The sequence below is a fragment of the Paenibacillus phoenicis genome (assembly GCF_034718895.1).
Lineage (GTDB): Bacteria > Bacillota > Bacilli > Paenibacillales > Paenibacillaceae > Fontibacillus > Fontibacillus phoenicis.
Window position 1 is genome coordinate 2508752 of the sequence record NZ_JAYERP010000001.1, and the last position, 21609, is coordinate 2530360.

25 protein-coding genes are annotated in these 21609 nt (G+C 41.5%); 6 read left to right on the plus strand and 19 right to left on the minus strand.

Annotated features, from left to right (window positions below; genetic code table 11):
* Window positions 1-5: 5 nt before the first annotated feature.
* The 7 genes from U9M73_RS11765 to U9M73_RS11795 form a co-directional block, all read right to left on the minus strand.
* Window positions 6-338 carry an ArsR/SmtB family transcription factor gene (locus U9M73_RS11765; protein WP_323077417.1) on the minus strand — a complete coding sequence of 111 codons (333 nt, stop codon included), beginning with the start codon at window positions 336-338 and terminating at the stop codon, window positions 6-8.
* Window positions 339-421: 83 nt separating this feature from the next.
* A complete protein-coding gene (locus U9M73_RS11770; protein WP_164744108.1) occupies window positions 422-1120 on the minus strand; it encodes a response regulator transcription factor in 699 nt (232 codons plus the stop codon).
* A 2-nt stretch (window positions 1121-1122) separates the two neighbouring features.
* On the minus strand, window positions 1123-1785 hold the full coding sequence (gene phoU, locus U9M73_RS11775) for a phosphate signaling complex protein PhoU (protein WP_127575642.1): 663 nt from the start codon (window positions 1783-1785) through the stop codon (window positions 1123-1125).
* A 35-nt stretch (window positions 1786-1820) separates the two neighbouring features.
* The gene (pstB, locus tag U9M73_RS11780) at window positions 1821-2576 is read right to left on the minus strand and encodes a phosphate ABC transporter ATP-binding protein PstB (protein ID WP_127575643.1); all 756 of its coding nucleotides are present in this window, start codon (window positions 2574-2576) and stop codon (window positions 1821-1823) included.
* Between the two features lie 15 nt (window positions 2577-2591).
* Entirely contained in the window at window positions 2592-3476 is an 885-nt protein-coding gene (pstA, locus tag U9M73_RS11785) for a phosphate ABC transporter permease PstA (protein WP_127575644.1), read from the minus strand.
* Between the two features lie 2 nt (window positions 3477-3478).
* Window positions 3479-4357 carry a phosphate ABC transporter permease subunit PstC gene (gene pstC, locus U9M73_RS11790; RefSeq protein ID WP_127575693.1) on the minus strand — a complete coding sequence of 293 codons (879 nt, stop codon included), beginning with the start codon at window positions 4355-4357 and terminating at the stop codon, window positions 3479-3481.
* A gap of 188 nt (window positions 4358-4545) precedes the next feature.
* Complete coding sequence (locus U9M73_RS11795; protein ID WP_372489729.1) at window positions 4546-5544, minus strand: PstS family phosphate ABC transporter substrate-binding protein; 999 nt, start codon at window positions 5542-5544, stop codon at window positions 4546-4548.
* Window positions 5545-5796: 252 nt separating this feature from the next.
* Here U9M73_RS11795 and U9M73_RS11800 point away from each other — a divergent pair, with 252 nt between their 5' ends.
* Complete coding sequence (locus U9M73_RS11800) at window positions 5797-6510, plus strand: response regulator transcription factor (protein WP_164744109.1); 714 nt, start codon at window positions 5797-5799, stop codon at window positions 6508-6510.
* On the opposite strand, the gene U9M73_RS11805 is transcribed toward U9M73_RS11800, so the two are convergent.
* The 9 genes from U9M73_RS11805 to U9M73_RS11845 form a co-directional block, all read right to left on the minus strand.
* On the minus strand, window positions 6507-6833 hold the full coding sequence (locus U9M73_RS11805; protein ID WP_127575646.1) for an ArsR/SmtB family transcription factor: 327 nt from the start codon (window positions 6831-6833) through the stop codon (window positions 6507-6509). The genes U9M73_RS11800 and U9M73_RS11805 overlap by 4 nt on opposite strands.
* Window positions 6834-7152: 319 nt before the next feature.
* Window positions 7153-7395, minus strand: a complete 243-nt coding sequence (locus U9M73_RS11810) for an SHOCT domain-containing protein (protein ID WP_240267642.1) — start codon at window positions 7393-7395, stop codon at window positions 7153-7155.
* Between the two features lie 144 nt (window positions 7396-7539).
* On the minus strand, window positions 7540-8763 hold the full coding sequence (locus tag U9M73_RS11815; protein ID WP_275693633.1) for a murein hydrolase activator EnvC family protein: 1224 nt from the start codon (window positions 8761-8763) through the stop codon (window positions 7540-7542).
* Window positions 8764-8881: 118 nt separating this feature from the next.
* Complete coding sequence (locus U9M73_RS11820) at window positions 8882-9349, minus strand: MarR family winged helix-turn-helix transcriptional regulator (protein WP_127575648.1); 468 nt, start codon at window positions 9347-9349, stop codon at window positions 8882-8884.
* Between the two features lie 158 nt (window positions 9350-9507).
* Window positions 9508-10887, minus strand: coding sequence for a sensor histidine kinase (locus tag U9M73_RS11825; RefSeq protein WP_178020418.1), 1380 nt, complete (start codon window positions 10885-10887; stop codon window positions 9508-9510).
* Between the two features lie 4 nt (window positions 10888-10891).
* Window positions 10892-11569: a response regulator transcription factor gene (locus U9M73_RS11830; RefSeq protein WP_323077419.1), complete on the minus strand. Its 678-nt coding sequence runs from the start codon at window positions 11567-11569 to the stop codon at window positions 10892-10894.
* Between the two features lie 62 nt (window positions 11570-11631).
* Window positions 11632-12027 carry a cupredoxin domain-containing protein gene (locus U9M73_RS11835; RefSeq protein ID WP_240267645.1) on the minus strand — a complete coding sequence of 132 codons (396 nt, stop codon included), beginning with the start codon at window positions 12025-12027 and terminating at the stop codon, window positions 11632-11634.
* A 204-nt stretch (window positions 12028-12231) separates the two neighbouring features.
* Window positions 12232-12429 carry a heavy-metal-associated domain-containing protein gene (locus tag U9M73_RS11840; RefSeq protein WP_036644998.1) on the minus strand — a complete coding sequence of 66 codons (198 nt, stop codon included), beginning with the start codon at window positions 12427-12429 and terminating at the stop codon, window positions 12232-12234.
* Window positions 12430-12472: 43 nt separating this feature from the next.
* On the minus strand, window positions 12473-14881 hold the full coding sequence (locus U9M73_RS11845) for a heavy metal translocating P-type ATPase (protein WP_240267646.1): 2409 nt from the start codon (window positions 14879-14881) through the stop codon (window positions 12473-12475).
* A 183-nt stretch (window positions 14882-15064) separates the two neighbouring features.
* On the opposite strand from U9M73_RS11845, the gene U9M73_RS11850 reads away from it, so the two are divergent.
* Window positions 15065-16315: a hypothetical protein gene (locus U9M73_RS11850; RefSeq protein WP_323077422.1), complete on the plus strand. Its 1251-nt coding sequence runs from the start codon at window positions 15065-15067 to the stop codon at window positions 16313-16315.
* A 289-nt stretch (window positions 16316-16604) separates the two neighbouring features.
* Here the strand turns inward: U9M73_RS11850 and U9M73_RS11855 are convergent, their stop codons facing one another.
* Window positions 16605-18521, minus strand: coding sequence for a spermine/spermidine synthase domain-containing protein (locus U9M73_RS11855; protein ID WP_323077423.1), 1917 nt, complete (start codon window positions 18519-18521; stop codon window positions 16605-16607).
* A gap of 82 nt (window positions 18522-18603) precedes the next feature.
* The gene (locus tag U9M73_RS11860; protein WP_127575697.1) at window positions 18604-18930 is read right to left on the minus strand and encodes a metal-sensitive transcriptional regulator; all 327 of its coding nucleotides are present in this window, start codon (window positions 18928-18930) and stop codon (window positions 18604-18606) included.
* Between the two features lie 154 nt (window positions 18931-19084).
* Here U9M73_RS11860 and U9M73_RS11865 point away from each other — a divergent pair, with 154 nt between their 5' ends.
* Window positions 19085-19603, plus strand: coding sequence for a hypothetical protein (locus U9M73_RS11865; protein ID WP_323077424.1), 519 nt, complete (start codon window positions 19085-19087; stop codon window positions 19601-19603).
* A gap of 66 nt (window positions 19604-19669) precedes the next feature.
* Here the strand turns inward: U9M73_RS11865 and U9M73_RS11870 are convergent, their stop codons facing one another.
* A complete protein-coding gene (locus U9M73_RS11870) occupies window positions 19670-19999 on the minus strand; it encodes a four-helix bundle copper-binding protein (RefSeq protein ID WP_127575656.1) in 330 nt (109 codons plus the stop codon).
* A 183-nt stretch (window positions 20000-20182) separates the two neighbouring features.
* Here U9M73_RS11870 and U9M73_RS11875 point away from each other — a divergent pair, with 183 nt between their 5' ends.
* From U9M73_RS11875 to U9M73_RS11885, 3 genes are all read left to right on the plus strand, one after another.
* Window positions 20183-20605, plus strand: coding sequence for a NusG domain II-containing protein (locus tag U9M73_RS11875; RefSeq protein ID WP_127575657.1), 423 nt, complete (start codon window positions 20183-20185; stop codon window positions 20603-20605).
* Between the two features lie 29 nt (window positions 20606-20634).
* Entirely contained in the window at window positions 20635-21069 is a 435-nt protein-coding gene (locus U9M73_RS11880) for a hypothetical protein (protein ID WP_172200683.1), read from the plus strand.
* A 62-nt stretch (window positions 21070-21131) separates the two neighbouring features.
* The gene (locus U9M73_RS11885) at window positions 21132-21584 is read left to right on the plus strand and encodes a putative iron-sulfur cluster-binding metallochaperone (RefSeq protein WP_127575659.1); all 453 of its coding nucleotides are present in this window, start codon (window positions 21132-21134) and stop codon (window positions 21582-21584) included.
* The last annotated feature ends 25 nt before the right edge of the window (window positions 21585-21609 follow it).

Here is a 21609-nt window from a genome sequence, read left to right on the forward strand (position 1 = left end):
TATGTTTATGATTGTTCACAAGGTTCCCGGCGCTCTTTTAGTTCTAATTTCTCGACTTTATTCTGTACGCTTGGTAATTGCTTTAATGCATAAGCAACAGAAGGTTTATTTTCAATACGCAGAGAATAAAAAACCCATTGTCCTTTTTTGGTCTCGGAAACAAGCCCCCCAGCCTTTAGTTTTCGCATGTGCTGACTCACATTAGGCTGGGACATCTGCAACAGCTCAACAATTTCACAAACGCAGAGATCTTTTTCTTTCAAAAGAGCCAAGATCATTAACCGGTTTCGATCACTCAACAATTTGTATACGTCGGATGCTTCTTGATAAGTGTCCATGATTCCCCTCCTCTTATATTCCCTTCAGACACATGCATCATGAAATAATAATATTATTACTTAATTATATTATCTCCAGCATGTTACTTTAAAGTCAACTTATAACCGACGGAAGGAATCGTCTGGATTTCAATAAACGGAACCGCAGCTTGCAGCTTCTTACGAATGGCCGAAACCAGAAAAATGATTCGATTTGTTTTGTAAACGTAAGTTCCAAAAACAACTTCCTGTAATTGCCGAGTGGAAAATACCGTCCCCGGTTTTTTTAACAGATGAAAGAGCAGCGAAAATTCATCCTTACGGAAGGCGATTCGATGATCCAAATAGGTTATTTCCCATCGTTTAGGGTAAACTTCGATTACACCAAAACGAAACACCTCATCTTCTTGAACGTTGGAAAGAGGATAAAGTACATTCTCGGTTACCCGCCGCATAATGGCATTGATCCGAGCCATCAGTTCGGAGTAGCCAAAAGGTTTAAAAATCACATCCTCCGCTCCCATCGAAAGAGCACGAACAACTTCCTCTTCCTGACTCCAATCACTAAGAAGAATGACAGGAAAATCCCCTATCTTACTCAGCTGCGCCAATGTCTCCAACCCGTTATGAAGCGGACCGCCGACATTGAAAATCACGATTTCGAAGGAAATGGATAAAGCCGCCCGGGGCGCTTCCTTTATATTTTGAGACCACTCTACTCTGTTTCCTTGCCTCGTCAAACTATATCTAAGGAGCCTTCCAACGGTGAGATCCTCATCGATTAAAAGAATGCGAAAACTCATCATTAAGGATTCAGTTCAGGACGATGGCCGTTTACCAGAAAAACTACATTCTCGCCTATATTGGTTGCATGATCAGCAATCCTTTCAATGTAGCGGCAAACAAAAGCCAACATCAAAATTTGGTTCATTTCATAAGGTTTTTCTACGATATAAGAAACAAGCTCCCGAATAATTTGACTGTATAGATGATCAACTTGATCATCGTCCCTGGCCATTTTATAGGCTAAATCCACATTCTCATGAAGATAGGCCTGGATAGAGTCATGAATCATCTTCTTCGTAATTTCACCTAATCGTAATATATCGGCGCGGGAAACTTGCATTAGTTTTTGCTCTTCCATTTGCAGTACAACTTCCGCGATATCTACCGCAAGATCAGCCATACGTTCCAAATCACTTGATATTTTAAACGCAACGAGGATTTTACGCAGATCCTTAGCTACGGGTTGCTGGGTTGCGATCAGTTTGGTCCCTATCTTCATGATTTTCTCTTCCAGCTCATTGATATCGAGATCGTTTTTGATAATCTGGTCGGCGCTGCTTATATCCTGCTGATCCAACGCCTGAATCGCGTCATTTAAAACGGTTTCTGTTTGTTCCCCCATTGTTACCAGCAAGGTTTGAAGCTCCGCAAGTCCTTGATCAAACTCTTTGCGCCTCGTCATTGCTTGATCTCTCCCCTATAATGATAATCTTGGCATCAGCCGAATCTTCCCGAGATGTACTCCTCCGTTCTCTGCATTTTGGGGCTTGAAAACAATCGTTCCGTTTCATCATATTCAACCACTTCACCGTTCAGAAAGAACACCGTTTGATCAGATACTCTGGCAGCCTGATGCATATTGTGAGTCACCATCACAATCGTATACTTTTCCTTCAGTTCATTGACCAGTTCTTCAATTTTCAAGGTTGAAACGGGGTCCAGTGCGGACGTTGCTTCGTCCATGAGCAGAATGGCCGGGTTTACCGCAAGAGCTCTGGCTATACAAAGCCGTTGCTGTTGTCCTCCTGACAGACTATATGCGGAACGTTTCAGGTGATCTTTGACCTCATCCCACAACGCGGCTCCGCGAAGACTTTGTTCCACAATACCATCCAGTTCCGCTTTTTTGGTGATCCCGTGAATTCTTGGACCGTAAGCCACGTTATCATACACTGTTTTCGGAAATGGATTTGGTTGCTGGAACACCATCCCTACCTTCTTGCGAAGCGCTTCGGCATCAAGGTCCCCTTGATACAGATCCACTCCTCCGATCCTGACCGAGCCCTCTATTTTCACATCAGCAATCATATCGTTCATCCGGTTTAACGTACGAAGCAATGTGGATTTGCCGCAGCCGGATGGGCCGATGAAAGCTGTTATTGTATTGGCCTGAATAGGCAAGTTAATGTCCTTTAGCGCGTGATAGGTCCCATAGTGCAGATCAAGGCTTTGGATGTCTATAATGCCACTCATACATGTTTCCCCCGGTTAATTTTTATTTTGGTATTTATTACGAATCAATACTGCGGATAAATTCATCAAAATCAGAAGAGCAAGCAGCACCATAATACCGGCAGCAGCCAACTCGTGGAATTCAACTTGGGGCCTTGCGATCCAATTATAAATTTGGATTGGTATCACGGTGAATTGATCCAGCGGATTATCCGGAAGAAACGCCACGAAGGTTAACGCACCAATCATTACAAGCGGTGCCGTCTCGCCAATCGCTCTTGAAAGAGATAAGATGACGCCGGTCAGTATCCCTGGAATAGCCGAAGGTAGCACAGCCCTCTGCACCGTCTGCCACTTGTTCGCTCCCAGGGCATAAGAGGCGTCTCTTCTGGATCTCGGTACGGCGCGAATAGCTTCCTGTGCAGACACAATGATAATAGGCAATACTAATAAGGCCATCGTTAGCGCTCCGGACAAAATACTACGCCCCATCGCCAGAGGTTCAAATCCGCCGGCCCGGACGAATAGAGTCAAGCCAAGAATGCCATAAACGATGGAAGGCACGCCGGCCAAGGTACTGATATTGATTTGAATCAGTCTAGTCAAACGATTCTTCGGCGCATATTCCTCGAGATAAATTGCTGCCCCTACTCCAAAAATCAGTGCGACCGGAGCCATAATGGCAACCATGTAGGCGGTTCCTACAAGCGCGGATAAGAGTCCGGCTTCCTTAGGACGCCGTGAAGGAAAATTCGTGAAAAATTGCGGCGATAAGGCATGAATGCCATCGATCACAACGTCAACGATCAAGGCCGTCAAGCAGACAATGCCAAATGAGGTGCAGACGATGAACAGCAAATGCAAGTAAAGGTCAGTTTTTCGACGAGCCCGGTTAAGTCTTTGATTCTCCAGCTCAAGCATGACTAATACTCCTCCTTAAAGCGTTTAGCCATATAGTGGGCAAAAATATTAAGCAGGAACGTGATCGCGAATAACGTCATCCCGACCGCAAAAATGGTTCCATACTCGACAGATCCGTGCGGCGTATCTCCAAGACTCACCTGTACGATATAGGCCGTCATGGTTTGAATGCTGTCCAGCGGATTTCCGGTTAATGTTGGGGTGGATCCGGCTGCCACAGTAACGATCATCGTTTCGCCAATCGCTCTGGAGAAGGCCAGTACAAACGAAGCCACGATACCGGATAACGAAGCAGGCACGACAACTCTAAGAGCGACTTCAAGCTTTGTTGACCCTAGAGCATAGGCTCCATCCCTAAGTGAACGCGGAACAGCCAACATAGCGTCTTCGCTAAGCGAAGCAATCATGGGAATGATCATGATCCCTACCACGATACCCGCACTTAATGCGTTGAATACAGGGACATCCTGGCCAACGGTTTCGCGAAACACCCACTGAATCATGGGTGTAACAAAGCTAAGCGCAAAGTATCCATAAACAATGGTGGGTACCCCCGCCAGAACTTCCAAAATGGGCTTGACGATCTTTCGAACCTTGCTTGGGGCGTATTCGCTGAGATAAATCGCACTCGCCAAACCGATAGGCATCGCTACGAGGCAGGCAATAACTGTAATCAGCAGCGTACCGCTTAATAAAGGCAACACACCGAATGATTTGGGTTCAATTAAAGGGGCCCATTTCGTAGAAGTGAAAAATTCTATAGGCGATACAAGCCGAAAAAAATTGATGGTTTCTGACAAAAGCGTGTAGACAATACCGATGGTCGTCAACACGGATACAGATGCAAATAGAAATAACAACTTGGGTATAAACCAATTCATAAGTGATTTTCGTTCATTTCTAAAGGATACGATTGGGTTTGCGGTTTTTGGTTCATGTTCAGCGCCCAAATGGATTACTCTCCTCACTTATAAAAATTCCTTTGGGATAGGGATGAAAATAAATCCCCCTTCAAAGGATAAACATAAAAATGAAGGGGGATGTCCCGTAATGACTATTGGCTTAATAATTATTTCAATTTAGCTTTTGATTCAGCTAACTTATCGTCAGGAAGCGGTACATACCCCACCTCAGTCGCTAATTCACCCGCATGATCAACAAAGAAATTCACGAACTCTTTAACTTCAGGGCGTTCATAAGAGCTCGTTTTAACATAGATGAAAAGTGGACGGCTCAAAGGCGTGTAAGATCCATCTCGAACTGTCTCTACAGTAGGTTCTACAGCGGTACCATCCTCATTAACGATGGCAACCGTACGCAGTTTATCCTGGTTTTCCTCATAATAAGCCAAACCGAAATAACCTAAACCATTCTTGTTTCCGGCAATCCCTTGAACCAGGGCGTTATCATCCTCACTAAATGAAACCTGGTCGTCATTACGGCTTGCCTGGGCTTCACCATTTACAGCTTCCGTAAAATAATCGAATGTTCCGGAATCCGCACCTGGAGAGAAAATGTTGATCTTTTCATTCGGCCACCCCGGTCGAACATCGGACCAGTTAACCACCGTACTTTCCGGTTTGAAAATCGCATTCAATTCTTCCACGGTCACTTGGTCTACCCAATCATTTTGCGGATTGACGATGACAGCCAAACCATCATAAGCAACCATCAATTCGATATATTCAATTCCGGCAGCCTTAGCCGCTTCCGCTTCCTCGTCCTTAATCGGTCTTGAGGCATTACTGATATCGGTCTCACCGGCAATAAATCGTTTAAAACCGCCGCCGGTTCCCGAAACACCAACCGGAACCCGCACGTCGCTGTGCTCTTTACTAAATTCTTCGGCTACAGCTTCTGTTAATGGAAACACGGTGCTGGAACCGTCGATTTCAATTTGACCCGACAGTTTTGTCTCTCCTGCAGAATTCGATGGTGCCGCTGAACTTTGTCCATTCGTTTCCGTGTTACCGGCTCCTTGATTAGCCTGATCATTGGATTGACCGCATGCCGCAAGCATACTCACGGTGGCAGTGATCAGCAAAATCATTAACCCTTTCTTCAACAACAAGACCCTCTCCCATTCAAATATAATTATGTTACGATGTGATCGTATATCTTGAATGTTTGAAGAATGTTCTCGTTTTGTAATCTCTATGTAAAATAGATAGTTTTTGTTCGATTTCCTAAAATATTTTCTAAATTCGTCTTGAATTTCATATAAGATAATGTTTATATAATTATGACATAACATGTTGAAGAAATAAACTGCTAAATGAAGATGATTGGAGAAGCGTTATATGAAAAAGGAGGGAACCCCGTGACTCATAGAGCCCTTATTATCCAGGCTGAAACACTTACCGGTGAGTTCATCGCAAAGAAACTATCCGAGAAAAATTATGTGCCTGAAGTTATTCCTAGTGGAGAACTCGGCCTACACGCCGCGTTGACCGCTCCGTTCGATATTGTTATTCTTGACCTTATCGTAAATGGTGAAAAAAGCGGATTTCAGATTTTGCGAACGATAAGACAAAAGAACAATCGCGTTCCCGTTATTATTTTGTCGGATCAGAATCAGGAAAAGGATATCGTTGAAGCTTTGGAGAGTGGGGCTGACGAGTTTGTAAAGAAGCCGTTTGGAATGGCTGAGTTTATGGCTCGAGTCGAAACCGTGATCCGAAGAACCCATAAAAATAAACGTCCGGAGCAATCAGCCTACTCCAGACGTTATTATCAAATCGGAGAATTAACGATTTCCCCGGATAAATATGAGGTTGAATCAAGCGGACAAATCATTGAGCTAAACCCGAAAGAATTTCAGCTCTTGAATTTTCTTTCCCAACGAGCCGACTTGCCCTTATCGCGTAAAGTTCTTCTCGACTCCATATGGGGAACGGAGTACAAGGGTAGTCCACGAATCGTAAATGTTTATATCAGCTCACTGCGCAAAAAACTTGAACCGCATCAAAACACGATACAAATTAAACGCGTCCAAGGTATCGGTTATAAACTGGTTTTATTGAACCGCAATTAGTCACAAACCGAAGCGGCCGTTTGTTGGTCCAGCCAATCAATCATCGCGGCTTGGGAAGGAATATGATTCAAAACGTCTTTAACATAAGGCTTATCCTCAATCGTCAAGGAGTAATAGGTCCACTTCCCTCTTCTGATTTCGCTTACCAATCCCCCTGCCTTCATTTTACGCAAATGTTGGCTTATGCTTGGTTGTGACATCTGAAGGATATCCACAATGTTGCAAACACAAAGCTCCCTTTCTTTCAATAGTCCCAGGATCGTGAGTCTGGATTTATCTCCTAACAATTTAAAGGTCTCGGCCATTGTATCTAATTTATCCATGAGTGTTCCCCTCCAGAGATGGCGCTATTTTTCAAAAACACATATTTATATAATTGTATTATAATATATAATTTGCAAAAAGTCTTTATATCGTGATTGATTTGTGGCGCTCCCTAACCTCAGTAACGTATTAGCGACCGGACAACGTTTGGGCATTGTGATGGTCTTTCTCTTCTCCTTCCCTGTACTCGACCCGACCATAGTCACATTAATGGCTGCCACCTGGGGAGCTGACATAACCCGTAATGTCACTACTATAACGTTTCAGTTGCTAATGCCTTATAGGTGTTTCAAGCTGAGCATGTACCTTTATCAGCCCCTACTTAATATTCCGACCTTGGTTGTTCAATAATTCACGTTTATGAATAAATTCTTCATCATTGATTTCGCCTTTGGCATAACGTTCTTTTACAATCTTAAGGGGACCGTCTTCAACTCTATATTTCCTTATGAGTAATCGTGTTACTACATAAATTGTTGCGCCAACAGCAATGATTAGAATAAGTAACCAGATTCCCATGATAGTGCACATTAAGACCATTACGGAACCATTCATCATCATACATACCTCCCGATATTAGAATCTTCATTTTTTTAAACCGAATATTCCTTGAGATCGCCTAAACAAAAAACAGTAGCCTCGCAAGGCTACCGCTAGCGTCCTCAATCCTTATGAAGGTCTGTTTTTGACTTAATAAGCGACTTTCTAGTTTAAATAAGGTAACGGATCCACTGGTTTCCCGTCAATTCGCACCTCAAAATGCAAGTTATTCCCCGTTGCAGTTCCTGTACTTCCGACCTCAGCAATTTTTTGTCCTCGTTTTACCGTGTCCCCTTTTTTCACTTTAATTCCATTATTGCGAATATGGGCGTAAAGCGTCCAAACGCTGTCTCCATGGTCGACAATAACCGTGTTGCCATAACCACTCCACCATTCTGCAACAATGACAACGCCACTTTCGGCAGCCTGAATTTCCGTTCCCTGAGGGGCTGCATAGTCAACACCTTTGTGCATTTTAACTTCCCCGGTGACCGGATGTACTCGAGTTCCGTACTTTGAAGATAAACGAGCCCCCGGAATCGGTAGGGACATGGCTCCCGAACCACTTTTCACTTTTTCTGATGAAAAATTAGAGTTTGTACTTTTATATGTGTAAACTTGCTCCGACTTCAGCTTGTTTTTTTCTTTTTCAAGTATTGCTCTTTTTGTAGCGAGTTCGATCAATAAAGTCTCCTGCTCTTCCGAAATATCTTCAGATTCTTCAATCTCCTCGCTGTATCGGGCAATCAGTTGCTGCTTCTCATCCTCTTTATTTTCCAAAACGCTTTTCCGCGACTCCGCTTCAACATACAAGGTCTTTATTTCCTCATAATCCTCCTTCAATTTCCGTTGCTGCTCTAATAGAAGCTCCTTGTCCTTATTATATTCATCTAATAACATTCGATCCTGATTGGCTATAGCTTGCAATACTTCGGCACGTTCTAAAAAGTCAATAAAACTTGTCGAGGACAACAATACGTCCAAGTAAGAAACATTTCCGTCTGTATACATCAACCGTATTCGAGAATCCAGCCATTTGGAGCGCTCCTTGACTCTTTGCTTGGTTTTGTCCAACTTTTCGTTAGTCTGGAGTAATTCTGCCTCTGCTTGCTCAGTATCAATGGCGATTTTAGTCAATTCTTCGCTTACGGAGTCGATCTCAATCAATATTTGTTTGATATAGTTTTTATTTTTATTGACATAATGCTCGGCTTCCTGTTGCTGTTTTTCTGCAGCTTTTTGCTTTTGCTCAGCTATTTTCGCCCGTTCTTGAAGTTGTTTCAGTTCGTTGTCTAATTGGCTAACGGTTTTGGCATAAATATGATCCAAAGGGCGGAATAAGAATGTGATTAAAATCACAAATACGGTCGCAGATAACCATTTTCTCAAGTTCAACTACACTTCCCCATTTTCTTATGTTTTTTATTTCTCATTTCATATTAGTATTGTAATTAAGAAATATAGAGAAAGAATGTAGAAAGTACGAAGAAATAACTTATTATTGAAGCTACTCATTCAAAAATTCTATTAGCTTTTTTACGCCCTTTTCAAACGACTTAAGCTCATTTTCATTAAGCTCATCTCGAATCCATTGGTCAAATGGCTTAACAAAAAATTCCTCATTGGCAAAATATACTGATTCTCCTTTATCGGTTAAAATTACAGTCACCTTATTAGAACCACGCATTAGGAAACGCTGAACTAAACCTTTGTTCTCCATTCGATCAATGATCTGAGTAATAGCTCCATTCGTTACACCAATTCGGTTAGCTAATTGTCCCATAATCATTCCTCTGCCAGTACCGATAGTTTGAATGACATGGATTTCACTGGGAGTGAAAGAACCGATCGAACCCAAATTTCGCGGTTGTCGTTCGCGCAGCCGGATTTGATGGAGTAATCGTGTAAATAGAAAGCTGGTTGTCGTTCCAGGTAGTCCTTTCCCCAAGGCCAAAGTATCCGAACTTTTGCTCATTTTTTCTCACTCCTTAATGAATTTTCATATCTTTTTACTTTCTAGCAATAGATTACTAGAAATAACTAAGATAACCCTGAGATTATCCTTAGAATTTGATAAGAATTTTCTCACGAACTAATGCTCTATCCAAAATACAGATAGAGCATTAGTTACTTTCAAGTTATGATTTTGGGTAAACAGACTTTGAATAGACTTCCTTGGCCTGGTGAGCTTGTCACCTTGATAGAACCATCATGGATATCAACGATACTCTTCGCAAGTGCTAAGCCCAAGCCTGTACCTTCGGATGTGTACATTCTTGCCGGTTTGCTTCGGTAAAAGCGGTCAAATATATGGGGGATATCATCCGGCTCGATCCCAATACCTGTATCGTCAATCTCAACACCACAATAATCTGAATCCTGAAAAATCGATAGGGTAATTTGCCCGCTTTCCGGCGTATATCTTATCGCATTTTCAAGTAATATAAGGATCAATTGTTTGAGGAGATCTTCATTGCCCCAAGTCATTACTGAGGGTTGATATTTAAAAGTGATTTCCACTTTAGGATTCGAGGATAGAATTCGTGATTCCAATTCCTTTAAAATATTGGATACATCAACGATTCTTTTTTGAATCTCATGTCCGGCATCCGCCCGAGCCAGAGATAGCAAATCGCCTACAAGCTTTGACATCCGTTTAGCTTCTTTAGATACGTCGCTCAAAATATCGGCTTTTTCTTCTGAAGGAATATTCGCATTCTTCTGCAGAATATCCAAATTTCCGCGTATCGCTGTCAAAGGAGCCCTAAGCTCATGCGATGCGTAAGAAATAAATCTACGTTGGCCGACAAACGCTTTTTCCAAACTATCTAACATTTCATTAAAAGTTTCCGCCAGGTGGCCTAACTCATCTTTGGCCCCCGAATATACAACCCTTTGGTTAAAACTTTGTGATTCCGTTATAGCCTGCGCCGTTTGGCTAATGATCTCTACTCCACTTAATGATTTGCGGGCCATGAACCAACTGGCGATGGCTGCCAGAAGTAATCCTGTAAACGTTACGCCAAAGATTGACCACCCCAAACGTACCAAGGAGGCATCAACTTGCTGTAGAGAAACCTCAGCTTGTATATAGCCGACAATATTTTGCCGATAGCGTATCGGCGTCACCATCACACGGAAACGATTATTTTCTTGATCTGTATAAGTTAGCAAACGATCTTGCGTCTTGTTGAAATCCGTGAATGGAGTATCTGGAGCTCGATAAGGATTGGCGCTCTTCGCAATATTTTTTCCTGTTCGGTCCCTAACGATGACATAAACGCCATTTAAAGAAAACTCCTCGAAGGAAAAATTCGCTTCGGTTAAAGGGGTTCCTTCAACTAATCCTTTCTCCAGTTCCTCCCGAATATGCAAGGACACACTGGTAAGCAAACGATCCTGGTCTCTATAATATGAAGCGTGATGCATAAAAAAGATGGATGATGTAATTCCGATCAACAATATTCCAAAAATAAGGGTACTCCAGAGGGTTAAGCGCATTCTTATCGGCATCGCATTATTCCCTCAATACATAACCGGCGCCTCTGACAGTATGAATAAGGCGAGGTTCATTCTGCGCTTCCAGCTTACTCCGCAAATAGCCTACATATACCTCCAAAACGTTTGACTCCCCTCGAAAATCGAATCCCCATACTCTTTCCATAAGCAGCTCCCGGGTCAAAACTTGCTGAGGATGTTTCATGAAAAAACAGAGGAGATTAAACTCGGTTGTGGAAAATTCAATCGTACGCGATCCTCGAAATGCCTGACGCGTTGAAAGATCGAGTACCAGATCAGAAAAGATCAGTTTTTCGTCTTCCTTCTTCTGATGATCAAGTCGCCGTAACAAAGCTTTAACCCTTGCAACTAACTCTTCAAACGCAAAAGGTTTAACCAAATAATCGTCAGCGCCTGTCTCAAGGCCATGGACCCGATCTGCAATGGAATCCATACCGGTAACCATAAGAATTGGAATGCCCGCATCTTTCCGTAACCTTTTGCAAACTTCCAACCCATCAAGATCAGGCATCATGATATCCAGAATGATTAAATCCGGCTCATCTTCCAGCACCAAATTAAGGCCTTCTTTCCCTCCGTTCGCAACAGTGACCTCGTATCCTTCATATGTAAATCCCCTTCGAATCATGGTGGATATCGTCTTATCGTCATCTATTATAAGAATTTTGGCACCCACTAACGTTTCACCTCTCCACTGCCCCATGACTGCCTGCATTATTTATTGTAGGCCGAAGGTTTTTATTTATACTTTTCTGTTGTGTCTCGAACAACCATTGTCCCTTGGTACCTTCCCATTTGGCTAGTAAACCGGTAGCTCCCTGCTTCATTAGGAAACAGCTCAACTATGGCCTTTTGTCCGTACGGCAGCACGATACTTTTATGATAATGAGGGAACATGACCAATTCTGAATAAGCCGTCTTTTCCTCCCTGATAAATTCCATGCGGACAGGTTTACCACGTTGTACAACAATCGTATTCGGCATGTACTTTCCATTCACGCGGATCTTTACTTCTTGATAACCTGATGGGCTGAGAATAATGTGGTGTTTCTTTTTTTTCCTAAATAAGAAACCGATACTCCCGACAATAAACAGTAGAATTAATAAAGTACCTCCCCATTGATAAATGCTCATGGAGTTCCCCGCTTTCAAAAATTTCATCTTTATGCCAGTTATTATAATCAACAAAGATAAGTTTGTTATGAGATTAACCTGAGAAATAAATAAGAAGTAATTTCGGCTCAAGCCAACCTACCATGATATCACTACCGCAAAAAACAAGCACTCAATTGAGTGCTTGTTCGTAACTGGCATTCAAAGAAATATTGAACTAATCATTTAATTTACTTTATAGCCTGTCTTGTTAATGGCTTCTTTAATCTCATCCAAAGAAACTTTATTATCGTCGAACTCAACTGCAACGGATTTGGAAGCTAAATCAACTTCACACGATGCACCAACATTCTCTACTGATGTTTCCACCTTTTTAGCGCAGCCTCCACAGTGCATACCTTCAACGATTAAATTTGCTTTCATGTTTGTTACCTCCATATTTTGATTTCGTTTTTGAATTCACTTTTTATAATTTTACTCTTTGCAGACGAAGCGAATTAAGCACGACGGATACAGAACTAAAGGCCATCGCTGCCCCCGCAAGCCATGGGGCTAAGAACCCCAGAGCCGCAATCGGAATTCCCAACGAGTTATAAGCCAAGGCCCAAAAGAAGTTTTGTCTAATATTGCTCATGGTTTTACGACTCATATAGATCGCATCCGGAATGCTGTTTAGATCTCCCCGCATTAAGGTAACATCCGCTGCTTCCATGGCCACATCGGTACCTGTACCAATAGCCATACCTATGTCCGCAGTAGCAAGAGCAGGGGCATCATTAATGCCGTCACCTACCATCGCCACTTTTTTGCCTTGAGCTTGCAGCTTCTTGACTTCTTCTGCCTTACCTTCAGGCAAAACCTCCGCTAATACGTGTTCAATACCTACTTCTTTGGCGATGGCGTTAGCCGTTCTTTGGTTATCCCCTGTAATCATGACAACTTCAATACCCAGTTGTTTTAATCTCGAGACAGCTGCTTTTGAGGTTTCTTTAATTGTATCGGCAACCGCAACCAGCCCAGCATAGGCACCATCAATGGCTACCAGCATTGCCGTCTTTCCTCCCGTCTCCAGGTCCTCCATATTGGAAATCGCCTCAGCATAAGCGATATTCCGAGAAGCTAAAAGTTTTCGGGTTCCAACCAGCAGCTCGCGGCCATCTACAATGGCACGAATTCCATGTCCGGGTATCGCTTCAAATTGCTCTGTTTCCGGAATGTTGATTCCTTTGGAAACTGCACCGTTTACGATAGCTTCGGCCAGCGGATGCTCCGACTTTTTCTCGGCAGCCGCAACCAAACGCAAGAACTCATCTTCGTTTAATGCGTCTGTTATAACATCCGTAAGCTCAGGTTTCCCTTTTGTAACCGTTCCTGTTTTATCCAGAATAATGGCATTAATTTTATGCGTCGATTCTAAATGTTCACCCCCTTTGAATAATATCCCCGCCTCAGCGGCGCGTCCGGAGCCGGCCATAATCGAGGTTGGCGTCGCCAACCCGAGGGCGCAAGGGCAGGCGATTACAAGAACGGCAATCAATTTTTCCAGCGCCTCCGCAAAATTGCCTGGCGCTACAAAGAAATACCATACTAGAAACGTTACTACAGCAATAGCTACGACGATTGGCACGAACACGCCTGAAATCCGGTCGGCCACTCTTTGAATAGGCGCCTTCGAGCCTTGGGCTTCTTCAACCACCTTAATAATTTGAGCCAGGGCAGTTTCTTTGCCAACCTTGGTGGCCTTAATCTTCAAAGAACCATTTTTATTGATTGTGGCTCCAATGACGCCTTCACCGGGATTTTTCTCAACCGGTATGCTTTCACCCGTGATCATGGACTCGTCAACCGACGAAGTGCCTTCAACAACTACTCCATCAACCGGCACCTTCTCCCCCGGTTTGACAACGATCAAGTCGCCTACGATGACCTGCTCTACGGGAAGAGATACTTCTTGACCGTCACGTATAACCAAAGCCGTCTTGGCCTGTAATCCCATTAGAGTTTTAATCGCTTCAGAAGTACGCCCCTTGGCAAGCATTTCAAACAATTTACCCAGGATGACCAAAGTGATGAGGACGGAACTTGTTTCAAAATAAAGCTCAGCCGTTCCATGATGCCCCCCCATAAACTGCCATTCAAAGGTCTTATATACGCTATAGAAATAAGCCGCTGATGTGCCAAGGGCAATTAGAACATCCATGTTAGCACTTTTATTTCTAAGCGCTTTATACGCTCCCGTATAAAACTCTTTCCCGATCCAAAATTGCACAGGAGCGGCTAATACCAATTGAACCCAAGGGTTTAAAAGAAACCCTGGAATCCACATAGAGGAAGTCCATTGGAAATGCGCGATCATTGCCCATAGCAAAGGCAAGGAAAGTGCTGCGGAGATAATTAGTTTCACTTTTTGTTTCCGGATCGCCTTGGCCCTATGGTCCTCTTGCTTTGATTCGCTTTTCGGCGTGGCCTGATAACCCAACTTCTGTACCCGTTGGATCATATCCTCCACTGTAACCTCGGATGGTGTGTATTCCACGTGAGCCGATTCCATGGCCAAATTTACGTTAGCCTTCGTTACTCCCGGTAGCTTATTAAGCCCCTTTTCGATTCGTGTAGCACATGCAGCGCATGTCATTCCCCCAATTTGGAAATCAGCCGCAGACTTCACAGTGCCATATCCAAGATCAGAAATTTTTTTTTCAAAAGCCTCAACGTCGGTTTTATCCGAATCAAAATGTATCGTTGCTTTCTCTAATGCTAAATTGACATTAGCCGATTCGACACCGTTCACTTTGTTTAATCCTTTTTCAATCCTTGTAGCACAAGCAGCACATGTCATACCTGAGATCTGCAAAGAAACCTGTTTGCTTGCCATGTCCGACCCACCTCGTTTTTTTCAAGTAACTTGCTTAATCAAAATATACCCTACAGGGGTACCCTATGTCAATGCATTATTTTGATTTTGTTGGTGTTCCTTTTATCGACATTCCTTAGTATTGCCCACTTTTGAAGAGGAGAAGTATAATGGGAGAAGTTTGTATTACCATCGGAGGGTGTTATGAAAGAATTGATTACAAAATTAGCTAATGAATATAAGCAAGATAAAGAATCCGTTTACCAAATATGGTTTCTGAATAATGAAGAAAGATTAAAAGCATTTCGCACGATTAGAAATGGGTTATTCGAAGTGATTAACGCCATAGAGAATAGAACTTTCGGAAATGATTTTAAAGGCTCGCTTTTAGAAACAGTTATTACAGCAATTTCTGAGCAAAAACAAGTATTTACTGGAGCAGCCCATGCTTTTTATTGGAAACCAAAACTTCGTATACCCGACATTTATGAAAATGAAAATAATCAGTTAGCATTCGGGCGTTTTTTGAAAGCTTGCATTTCAGCCACCAATGAAAGACAAATTCTTCAGGAGATTGTGAAACTTGATCAACTTCAAATTAAAGGACTTGGTCCTGCTGTAGCTAATATCCTTTATTTCTTGCACCCCGCTCTCTTCCCTCCATTTAATACTGCCATTGTTAATGGGTTTAACACTCTTTTTGACATGAAAATAAAGTTAGGATCCTGGAGTGCTTATTTGCAAATGAGGGAGACTATTATCTCAATAAATGAGAAATACCGAATACATTTTTCTAAGGATTTGGGAGCTATTAGTGGTCTTTTGTTTGAAATTGGCTCTGGTCGTTACATTTTTGAGCAGGATGCCGTAAAATTTGTTGCATCTTTGGAGAATGCCCAAAACGATAATTGGACTAAAAGACACCAAGAAGTAGTTCAGAACATCCTAGAAGAAAATGAACATTCTGAAATGCAAGCACATTTAGCTAAAGTTGGTTCGGCATTGGGTTATAAAGTTTGGATTGCTCAAAATGATCATAAAAGGGAGTGGAATGGTATAAAGCTTGGTGAATTTTCGATCCCTATATTGGATCTGCCCGCTATGCCAAAACAAACGGCACAAACGATCTCCCTTATCGATGTCTTATGGATAAATGAAAGAAATCAAATAGTAAGTGCGTTTGAAGTGGAGAAAAGTACATCAATTTATTCCGGAATTCTTAGACTACATGACCTCTCCATATCTATAACAAGTCATGAAAGCCGCCTATATCTTGTTGCCCCTGAAAAAAGGGAAAAGGAAATAAAGGCCCAACTATTAAGACCATCTTTCCAACAAGGAGTGCATTTCCCGATTTCTTATATCTTTTTTTCTGAACTACGTCAGAATTGTGATGCAATGTGCATGTTCGGTTCAGATTTGAGTATATTGGGAAAAATCGCCAAGACTGTGTAAAGTTGTTATACCGACTTTACTGTAGGCTGGAATATGAACAAAAGGATATATATGGCTGCTCCTATCCATATGGTGACTGTAAACCCAAAGGTTAGTGATACCGCTGCGGCAAGTAATGAGCCGACTACGGTCATGACTCCATTAACCCCCCAACTCATTGCAACTTGTTCACGTTTCAAATGAGAAAGTCCATGGGGAAAAGGCATCCCCATAAAGAAACCTAGCGGGAAAAGCAGTACGACAATTATGAACATGCGGTAAGTTTCCGGGATTTCCAAAGAATGATCGATTAACCAACCAGCGTGTTTGCCAATAAAGCTAAAAATCCAATGATTAATAATGGGGAATACCGTCTATAAATGGTTTTCCCTCGCTTTGAGCAATAACTTCCTATTCCGCCGGCTACCAAAAGAACTCCTAGAACAGTGACAAAGGATCGAGTTGGATGGCCTAATGGCAAGCTTAGTTTTTGGATAAATGTAACTTCAAGTAACATAAACCCAATAGCAATACCGGAAAAATAAATGGCTTGTCCCGAAGATAATACCCGTCTACGCAGTAAAAACGCTGCCACTAATGTGGCAATCATAATCGCAACGACAAGTCCCATAGGGAAGTGATTAGTTTTATTATAAAAGAAGGGCCTGTTGTCCCGATTAGAATTCACGTTGACATGTTGTGTGTTAAATAATGCTTGTAGTGTCCCGTATTGATCGTTTACATAAGGGATATGAATCGGAATTTGTTGAATATGTAAAGTTGAATCCAATAGCGACTGACCCATTTCTCTATCCATAGGCTGTTTCTGGAGTATAAGTAACGGCCGATTTATGACAGGCCCTTTCATGCCAACAAGAACATGGCCTAAATGCTGGTAAGTTCCCACCACAGCAATATAGTTTTTAAAAGATTTTTCATACATACCCTGCCCCTGATAATATTTCCGCGCAGCATACATCATTTTATTCAATTCCGTGTCATCATGAAGCAAGAAGGCAAGTCTGCCATCGCTATTCAGTCTATTCATATAATCCTTTAATGCTTCTTGCGTATAGATGAAGTTTTCAGTTAAAGCCAGACCAAGCCCATTTTCGGATTGCTTTTTAACCAGAGATAAATAAATGAGGTCATATTTTTTGGTGGTTTCTTTTATGTAGCTTCGCCCATCAGAAATAATCTCCTTAACGCCGTTTTGACGAAAAATATCACCTGAAAGCCCTGCTAGAGCATGAACCGCATCAAAACTCCCCTTATTAATATCGACTGCATCGATTTCTTGAAAGCCGGATATTTGAGCAGTCAATACTTCCTGACCTCCTCCTGCCCCGATAATCAATACACTTCTCTTAGGACCATGCTGAAATGCAAGTGCACCGGTTGTAGTTAGTAAGTAGTCCACTTCTTTGAGTTCTTTGGAATACTTAGAAATTGGTGACAACGCACTTCCATCAATCGTCATATAAAGCAGTTCATCTTTAGTGTCGTAAACATCCGTTCTGGAAAACGCATCCCAATGTGTATAAACAATTTCTGCATCCGGTCTCTTTGAAAAAACGGTAAATGGACTGGTTCGATATGCTTTAAATTCGATGAGGTCCAAAAAGGGATACACCAAATTAAGGCCGAGCCCCATCAAAACGATAGTGTAAACGAGCTTTGACCATCTTCCTGTTTTACGATAGCTTACAACTAAATAAACAAGAATCAATACAAATGTTATTAGAACTATAGTTTGAATAGGGTTAATTGCATTCATCAAGAATATGGCTCCCGCAGATCCTATTCCTGCAGCAACTAAATCAACAAAATATAAAATATGGACCTGATTCTTGCTGGATTGCATGGTGCCAGCCAGAATAAGCCCACCTAAAATAAAAGGCAATATGGCGCATAATGCATAAAAAACAATGCCCCGATATGGTAATGCATACATGGCCAAAACCACGAGTATCATTGAAACTGAAAATATCCCCAAAATCGAAGTGTTCATTTCAAGAAATCGTTCATTCCATTTATAAGCCAGGTAACCACCAACGCCTATCCCTAATGTAGCTAAAGAAATAATTAAAAAAACATAATTATAATCCAAAATGACAGAAAAGAATCGGGAAAGAAATATCTCGAGATAATCATTGCTAAGGAAGAGAAAAAAACTTCCGTCATATCTTGGACAATTGTTCGTGGTTGTAATCGATACATCGATCAATACTCCTCGTGAAATAGATACGATTACAGTGTGATCAATTGCCATTATTTTATTCAGTTAGATTTATTCTTCAACCAACTCATCACTTCATTAATTTGTTCACTGTCACCATAAGTTCCTTCACTACATTAGTATCTCCCTCCTGGATCCGCTCAATAACACAACTCTTCATATGATGCTCTAATAACAATTTTGCAACACCGTTTAGAGCAGATTGTACCGAAGCGATTTGGTTTAGTACATCATCACAATAGGTATCCCGATCAATCATTCCTTTTATTCCTCTAATCTGACCTTCGATCCGATTCAAACGGTTGGTTAAATCGTTTTTTGTACCCTCTGAATGATGACTTTTTCGATCTGTATTTGAGCAACAATCTTTATTGTCATTCTCCGTTGCTTGATTCATAATATTTGTCGCCGAATTCATATTGCTCACCTCCACATTATTATAAATAATATACTCCCTCCCCCTATTTATTGCAATTATATAAGTGAAGCGCATATTCTAACGGAACAAGCCATATTCATGAAGTATAATATAGACCTAGGGGGTATAAGCATTGATCTTCTTCCCAATAATTGCATTGTTTTTTCTTCTAACGGCATGGGTATATTTATTTATTATTTCTTTTCGAACTCAGTTAAGTAGTATGGCAGGCATGATGACGGCGATGGCTGTGGGAATGTCTGTCGGTTTGGGAATGGGCAGCCTTCTGACAGTCATAATTGCAGAGGACTTTTTCAAAACAACTTTGCTTAGTATGTTAGCAGGTGGCCTTACTGGTACATTTATTGGATGGCCAAAAGGTCTTATGGCGGTGATAGACGGATTATTATCCGGAGTCATGGGTGGAATGATGGGAACAATGCTTTTGGTTATGATCCCTCCATCTTCAACCCATACCATGTTGAATATTATTGCTTTGTTTACAATCGCAATCCTGTTCCTAGTCTTTATTTTGTTACAAGGTGAAATAGCCCCTGGAGATCTTAACAAAAAATCGTTCCTTCTATCTAACCCCATTTGGATGTTTACGACGATTTGTCTTTTTCTGGCTGCAGATTTTTTTATCATGTAATTCGAATAACATTCCAGACAGATCAAACCCTAAAGCCCGACAGAAACGGGTTTTAGGGTTTGATGATTATGCGGCCATTTTACGGCATGCTTCGGCACATCTAAAACATGCTTCGGCACATTGTTGGCAATGTTCTGGACCATGCTTTTTGCATTCGTTTCCGCATGCTTCACAAACATCCGCACAGATCTTACAGATCTGTTTCGCATAAGAACTGTTCATGGACATCGCTTGCGCAGAGAAGGCGCAAATATCAGCACACTCCCGATCCAATCGTATACATTCTTTCATCATCCCGATATTGTCTTCTTCTAAACAGGATGTGTAACAATGGTTACATGCCACCATGCAGCGCAGACACTCATCGATGCAATGTTGAAACTGTTCGTGAGACATTTGTAACTTTTCACCTTCCATTCCAATTAGTTGAAATACATGAGGTATTATGCTCCAGTGTAGTTTTTTTATTCAGAAATTCGATGATTAGAAATTGTTCAGGATATCACATCATTTCTACAAAGAAAACACATATTTTTCAGATACAATTTAAAGAGATATTATTTTGGGGATGACCAACAGATGAACCATAAGCTGATGAACCATAAGCTTAAAAAGGGTGATTTAATCTTAATTGTTTGCATTATACTACTGGCCACATTTATATTGGGAGCCAGATGGCTTACAAATGATGCCGTAACGAACATGAACGAGGATTATTACGCGACGATTAGAGTGGATAATAAGATCTTCAAGACGGTGAAGCTTACTGATGAACCCCAAATTATCGAAGTGAAAACAGAAAGAGGTTATGATATCCTGAAGATCCATGACAAAGGCATTGAAGTCATCGAATCCGATTGTCCGCAGAAGATTTGCTTCACTTTCGGACTGATTTCCAAACCCAAAGAAGCCATCATTTGTTTGCCATTACGAATGTTTATAGAGGTCGATGGATCAGAAAAAAATAATGCCGAAAACGAGATCGATGCTTATGTAAAATAAGCTGATCTATAAACGGGGAGTGCTTGATATTGAGAAAAAAGACGGTTTGGGCAGTAGGATCGTTATTCATCATTATTGTTGTTTTAGGAGTTGGCAGCATTTTTACGAATAGATCTTCTAATAATTCAAATTCCTTTTCCTTTGATGAAAAAACTTATGATTGGCAAAATAACGGTAAAGAAAAACGGTACATTACTCAATTACTCGAGGGTAATGTGGATACTTTATTGAAGGGCACCGTTAAAACAGATACGGATTGCGAAGCAGACGAAACTGGAATTAGCAGATGCCATAATCAAATCGAATTGGAGAATAAAAAAACAGTAACGGTTGTTAACATCCATAATATGCAAAACTTCGCCTGTTTCTCCCCTGGTGATGAGGTTGAAATTCAACCATTAACCGTGGGATGGGTGACAACCTTAAAAACAAAAGGTGCCAGCGTTCATGATTCGACAAATTAAAATGAATTAAAAGGGTCCTACCTGAACACCCCATCAAATTTACATAAGGAGTGATAAAAAAAATGGATAGTTGTTGTCAATCATCCACTGACCAGTCGACAATACCTACTCAATGCCCCGTATGTCATCAAAAGGGGAAGGGTATTCAATTGATTACACTCAAGGCTATGCTTCAACCAATTGCATTAGAAATCATCCATCCAGAATGTGATTACTTTTTTTGTATTAATTCATCTTGTGAAGTTATATATTTTTGCGAATTGCAGACCTTTGAAAGAGATATGCTAAAAGTTTCGGTATATCAAAAAGACGATTCAATGGCTGTTCCTGTTTGCTACTGTTTTGGGTGGACAAGAGAACGTATAGTACAAGCGGTTAAAGAAAACCAGCAACCAATTGACCGTATACGGGAACAAGTTCAGGCAAATCGTTGTGGATGTGAGGTTAATAATCCTCAAGGTTCTTGTTGTTTAGGCAATGTCACGACGTTTATTCGAAGTCTTGACAAAAGCTAATCTCTTGTCTTCTCATTAGCAACAA

Excerpts from the sequence above, each read along its gene's own strand:
- U9M73_RS11765 (WP_323077417.1), bottom strand. The coding sequence starts at position 338 with ATGGACACTTATCAAGAAGCATCCGACGTATACAAATTGTTGAGTGAT.
- U9M73_RS11770 (WP_164744108.1), bottom strand. The coding sequence starts at position 1,120 with ATGAGTTTTCGCATTCTTTTAATCGATGAGGATCTCACCGTTGGAAGG.
- phoU (WP_127575642.1), bottom strand. The coding sequence starts at position 1,785 with ATGACGAGGCGCAAAGAGTTTGATCAAGGACTTGCGGAGCTTCAAACC.
- pstB (WP_127575643.1), bottom strand. The coding sequence starts at position 2,576 with ATGAGTGGCATTATAGACATCCAAAGCCTTGATCTGCACTATGGGACC.
- pstA (WP_127575644.1), bottom strand. The coding sequence starts at position 3,476 with ATGCTTGAGCTGGAGAATCAAAGACTTAACCGGGCTCGTCGAAAAACT.
- pstC (WP_127575693.1), bottom strand. The coding sequence starts at position 4,357 with ATGAATTGGTTTATACCCAAGTTGTTATTTCTATTTGCATCTGTATCC.
- U9M73_RS11805 (WP_127575646.1), bottom strand. The coding sequence starts at position 6,833 with ATGGATAAATTAGATACAATGGCCGAGACCTTTAAATTGTTAGGAGAT.
- U9M73_RS11810 (WP_240267642.1), bottom strand. The coding sequence starts at position 7,395 with ATGATGATGAATGGTTCCGTAATGGTCTTAATGTGCACTATCATGGGA.
- U9M73_RS11820 (WP_127575648.1), bottom strand. The coding sequence starts at position 9,349 with ATGAGCAAAAGTTCGGATACTTTGGCCTTGGGGAAAGGACTACCTGGA.
- U9M73_RS11825 (WP_178020418.1), bottom strand. The coding sequence starts at position 10,887 with ATGCCGATAAGAATGCGCTTAACCCTCTGGAGTACCCTTATTTTTGGA.
- U9M73_RS11835 (WP_240267645.1), bottom strand. The coding sequence starts at position 12,027 with ATGAGCATTTATCAATGGGGAGGTACTTTATTAATTCTACTGTTTATT.
- U9M73_RS11840 (WP_036644998.1), bottom strand. The coding sequence starts at position 12,429 with ATGAAAGCAAATTTAATCGTTGAAGGTATGCACTGTGGAGGCTGCGCT.
- U9M73_RS11845 (WP_240267646.1), bottom strand. The coding sequence starts at position 14,881 with ATGGCAAGCAAACAGGTTTCTTTGCAGATCTCAGGTATGACATGTGCT.
- U9M73_RS11850 (WP_323077422.1), top strand. The coding sequence starts at position 15,065 with ATGAAAGAATTGATTACAAAATTAGCTAATGAATATAAGCAAGATAAA.
- U9M73_RS11860 (WP_127575697.1), bottom strand. The coding sequence starts at position 18,930 with ATGAATCAAGCAACGGAGAATGACAATAAAGATTGTTGCTCAAATACA.
- U9M73_RS11870 (WP_127575656.1), bottom strand. The coding sequence starts at position 19,999 with ATGTCTCACGAACAGTTTCAACATTGCATCGATGAGTGTCTGCGCTGC.
- U9M73_RS11875 (WP_127575657.1), top strand. The coding sequence starts at position 20,183 with ATGAACCATAAGCTGATGAACCATAAGCTTAAAAAGGGTGATTTAATC.
- U9M73_RS11885 (WP_127575659.1), top strand. The coding sequence starts at position 21,132 with ATGGATAGTTGTTGTCAATCATCCACTGACCAGTCGACAATACCTACT.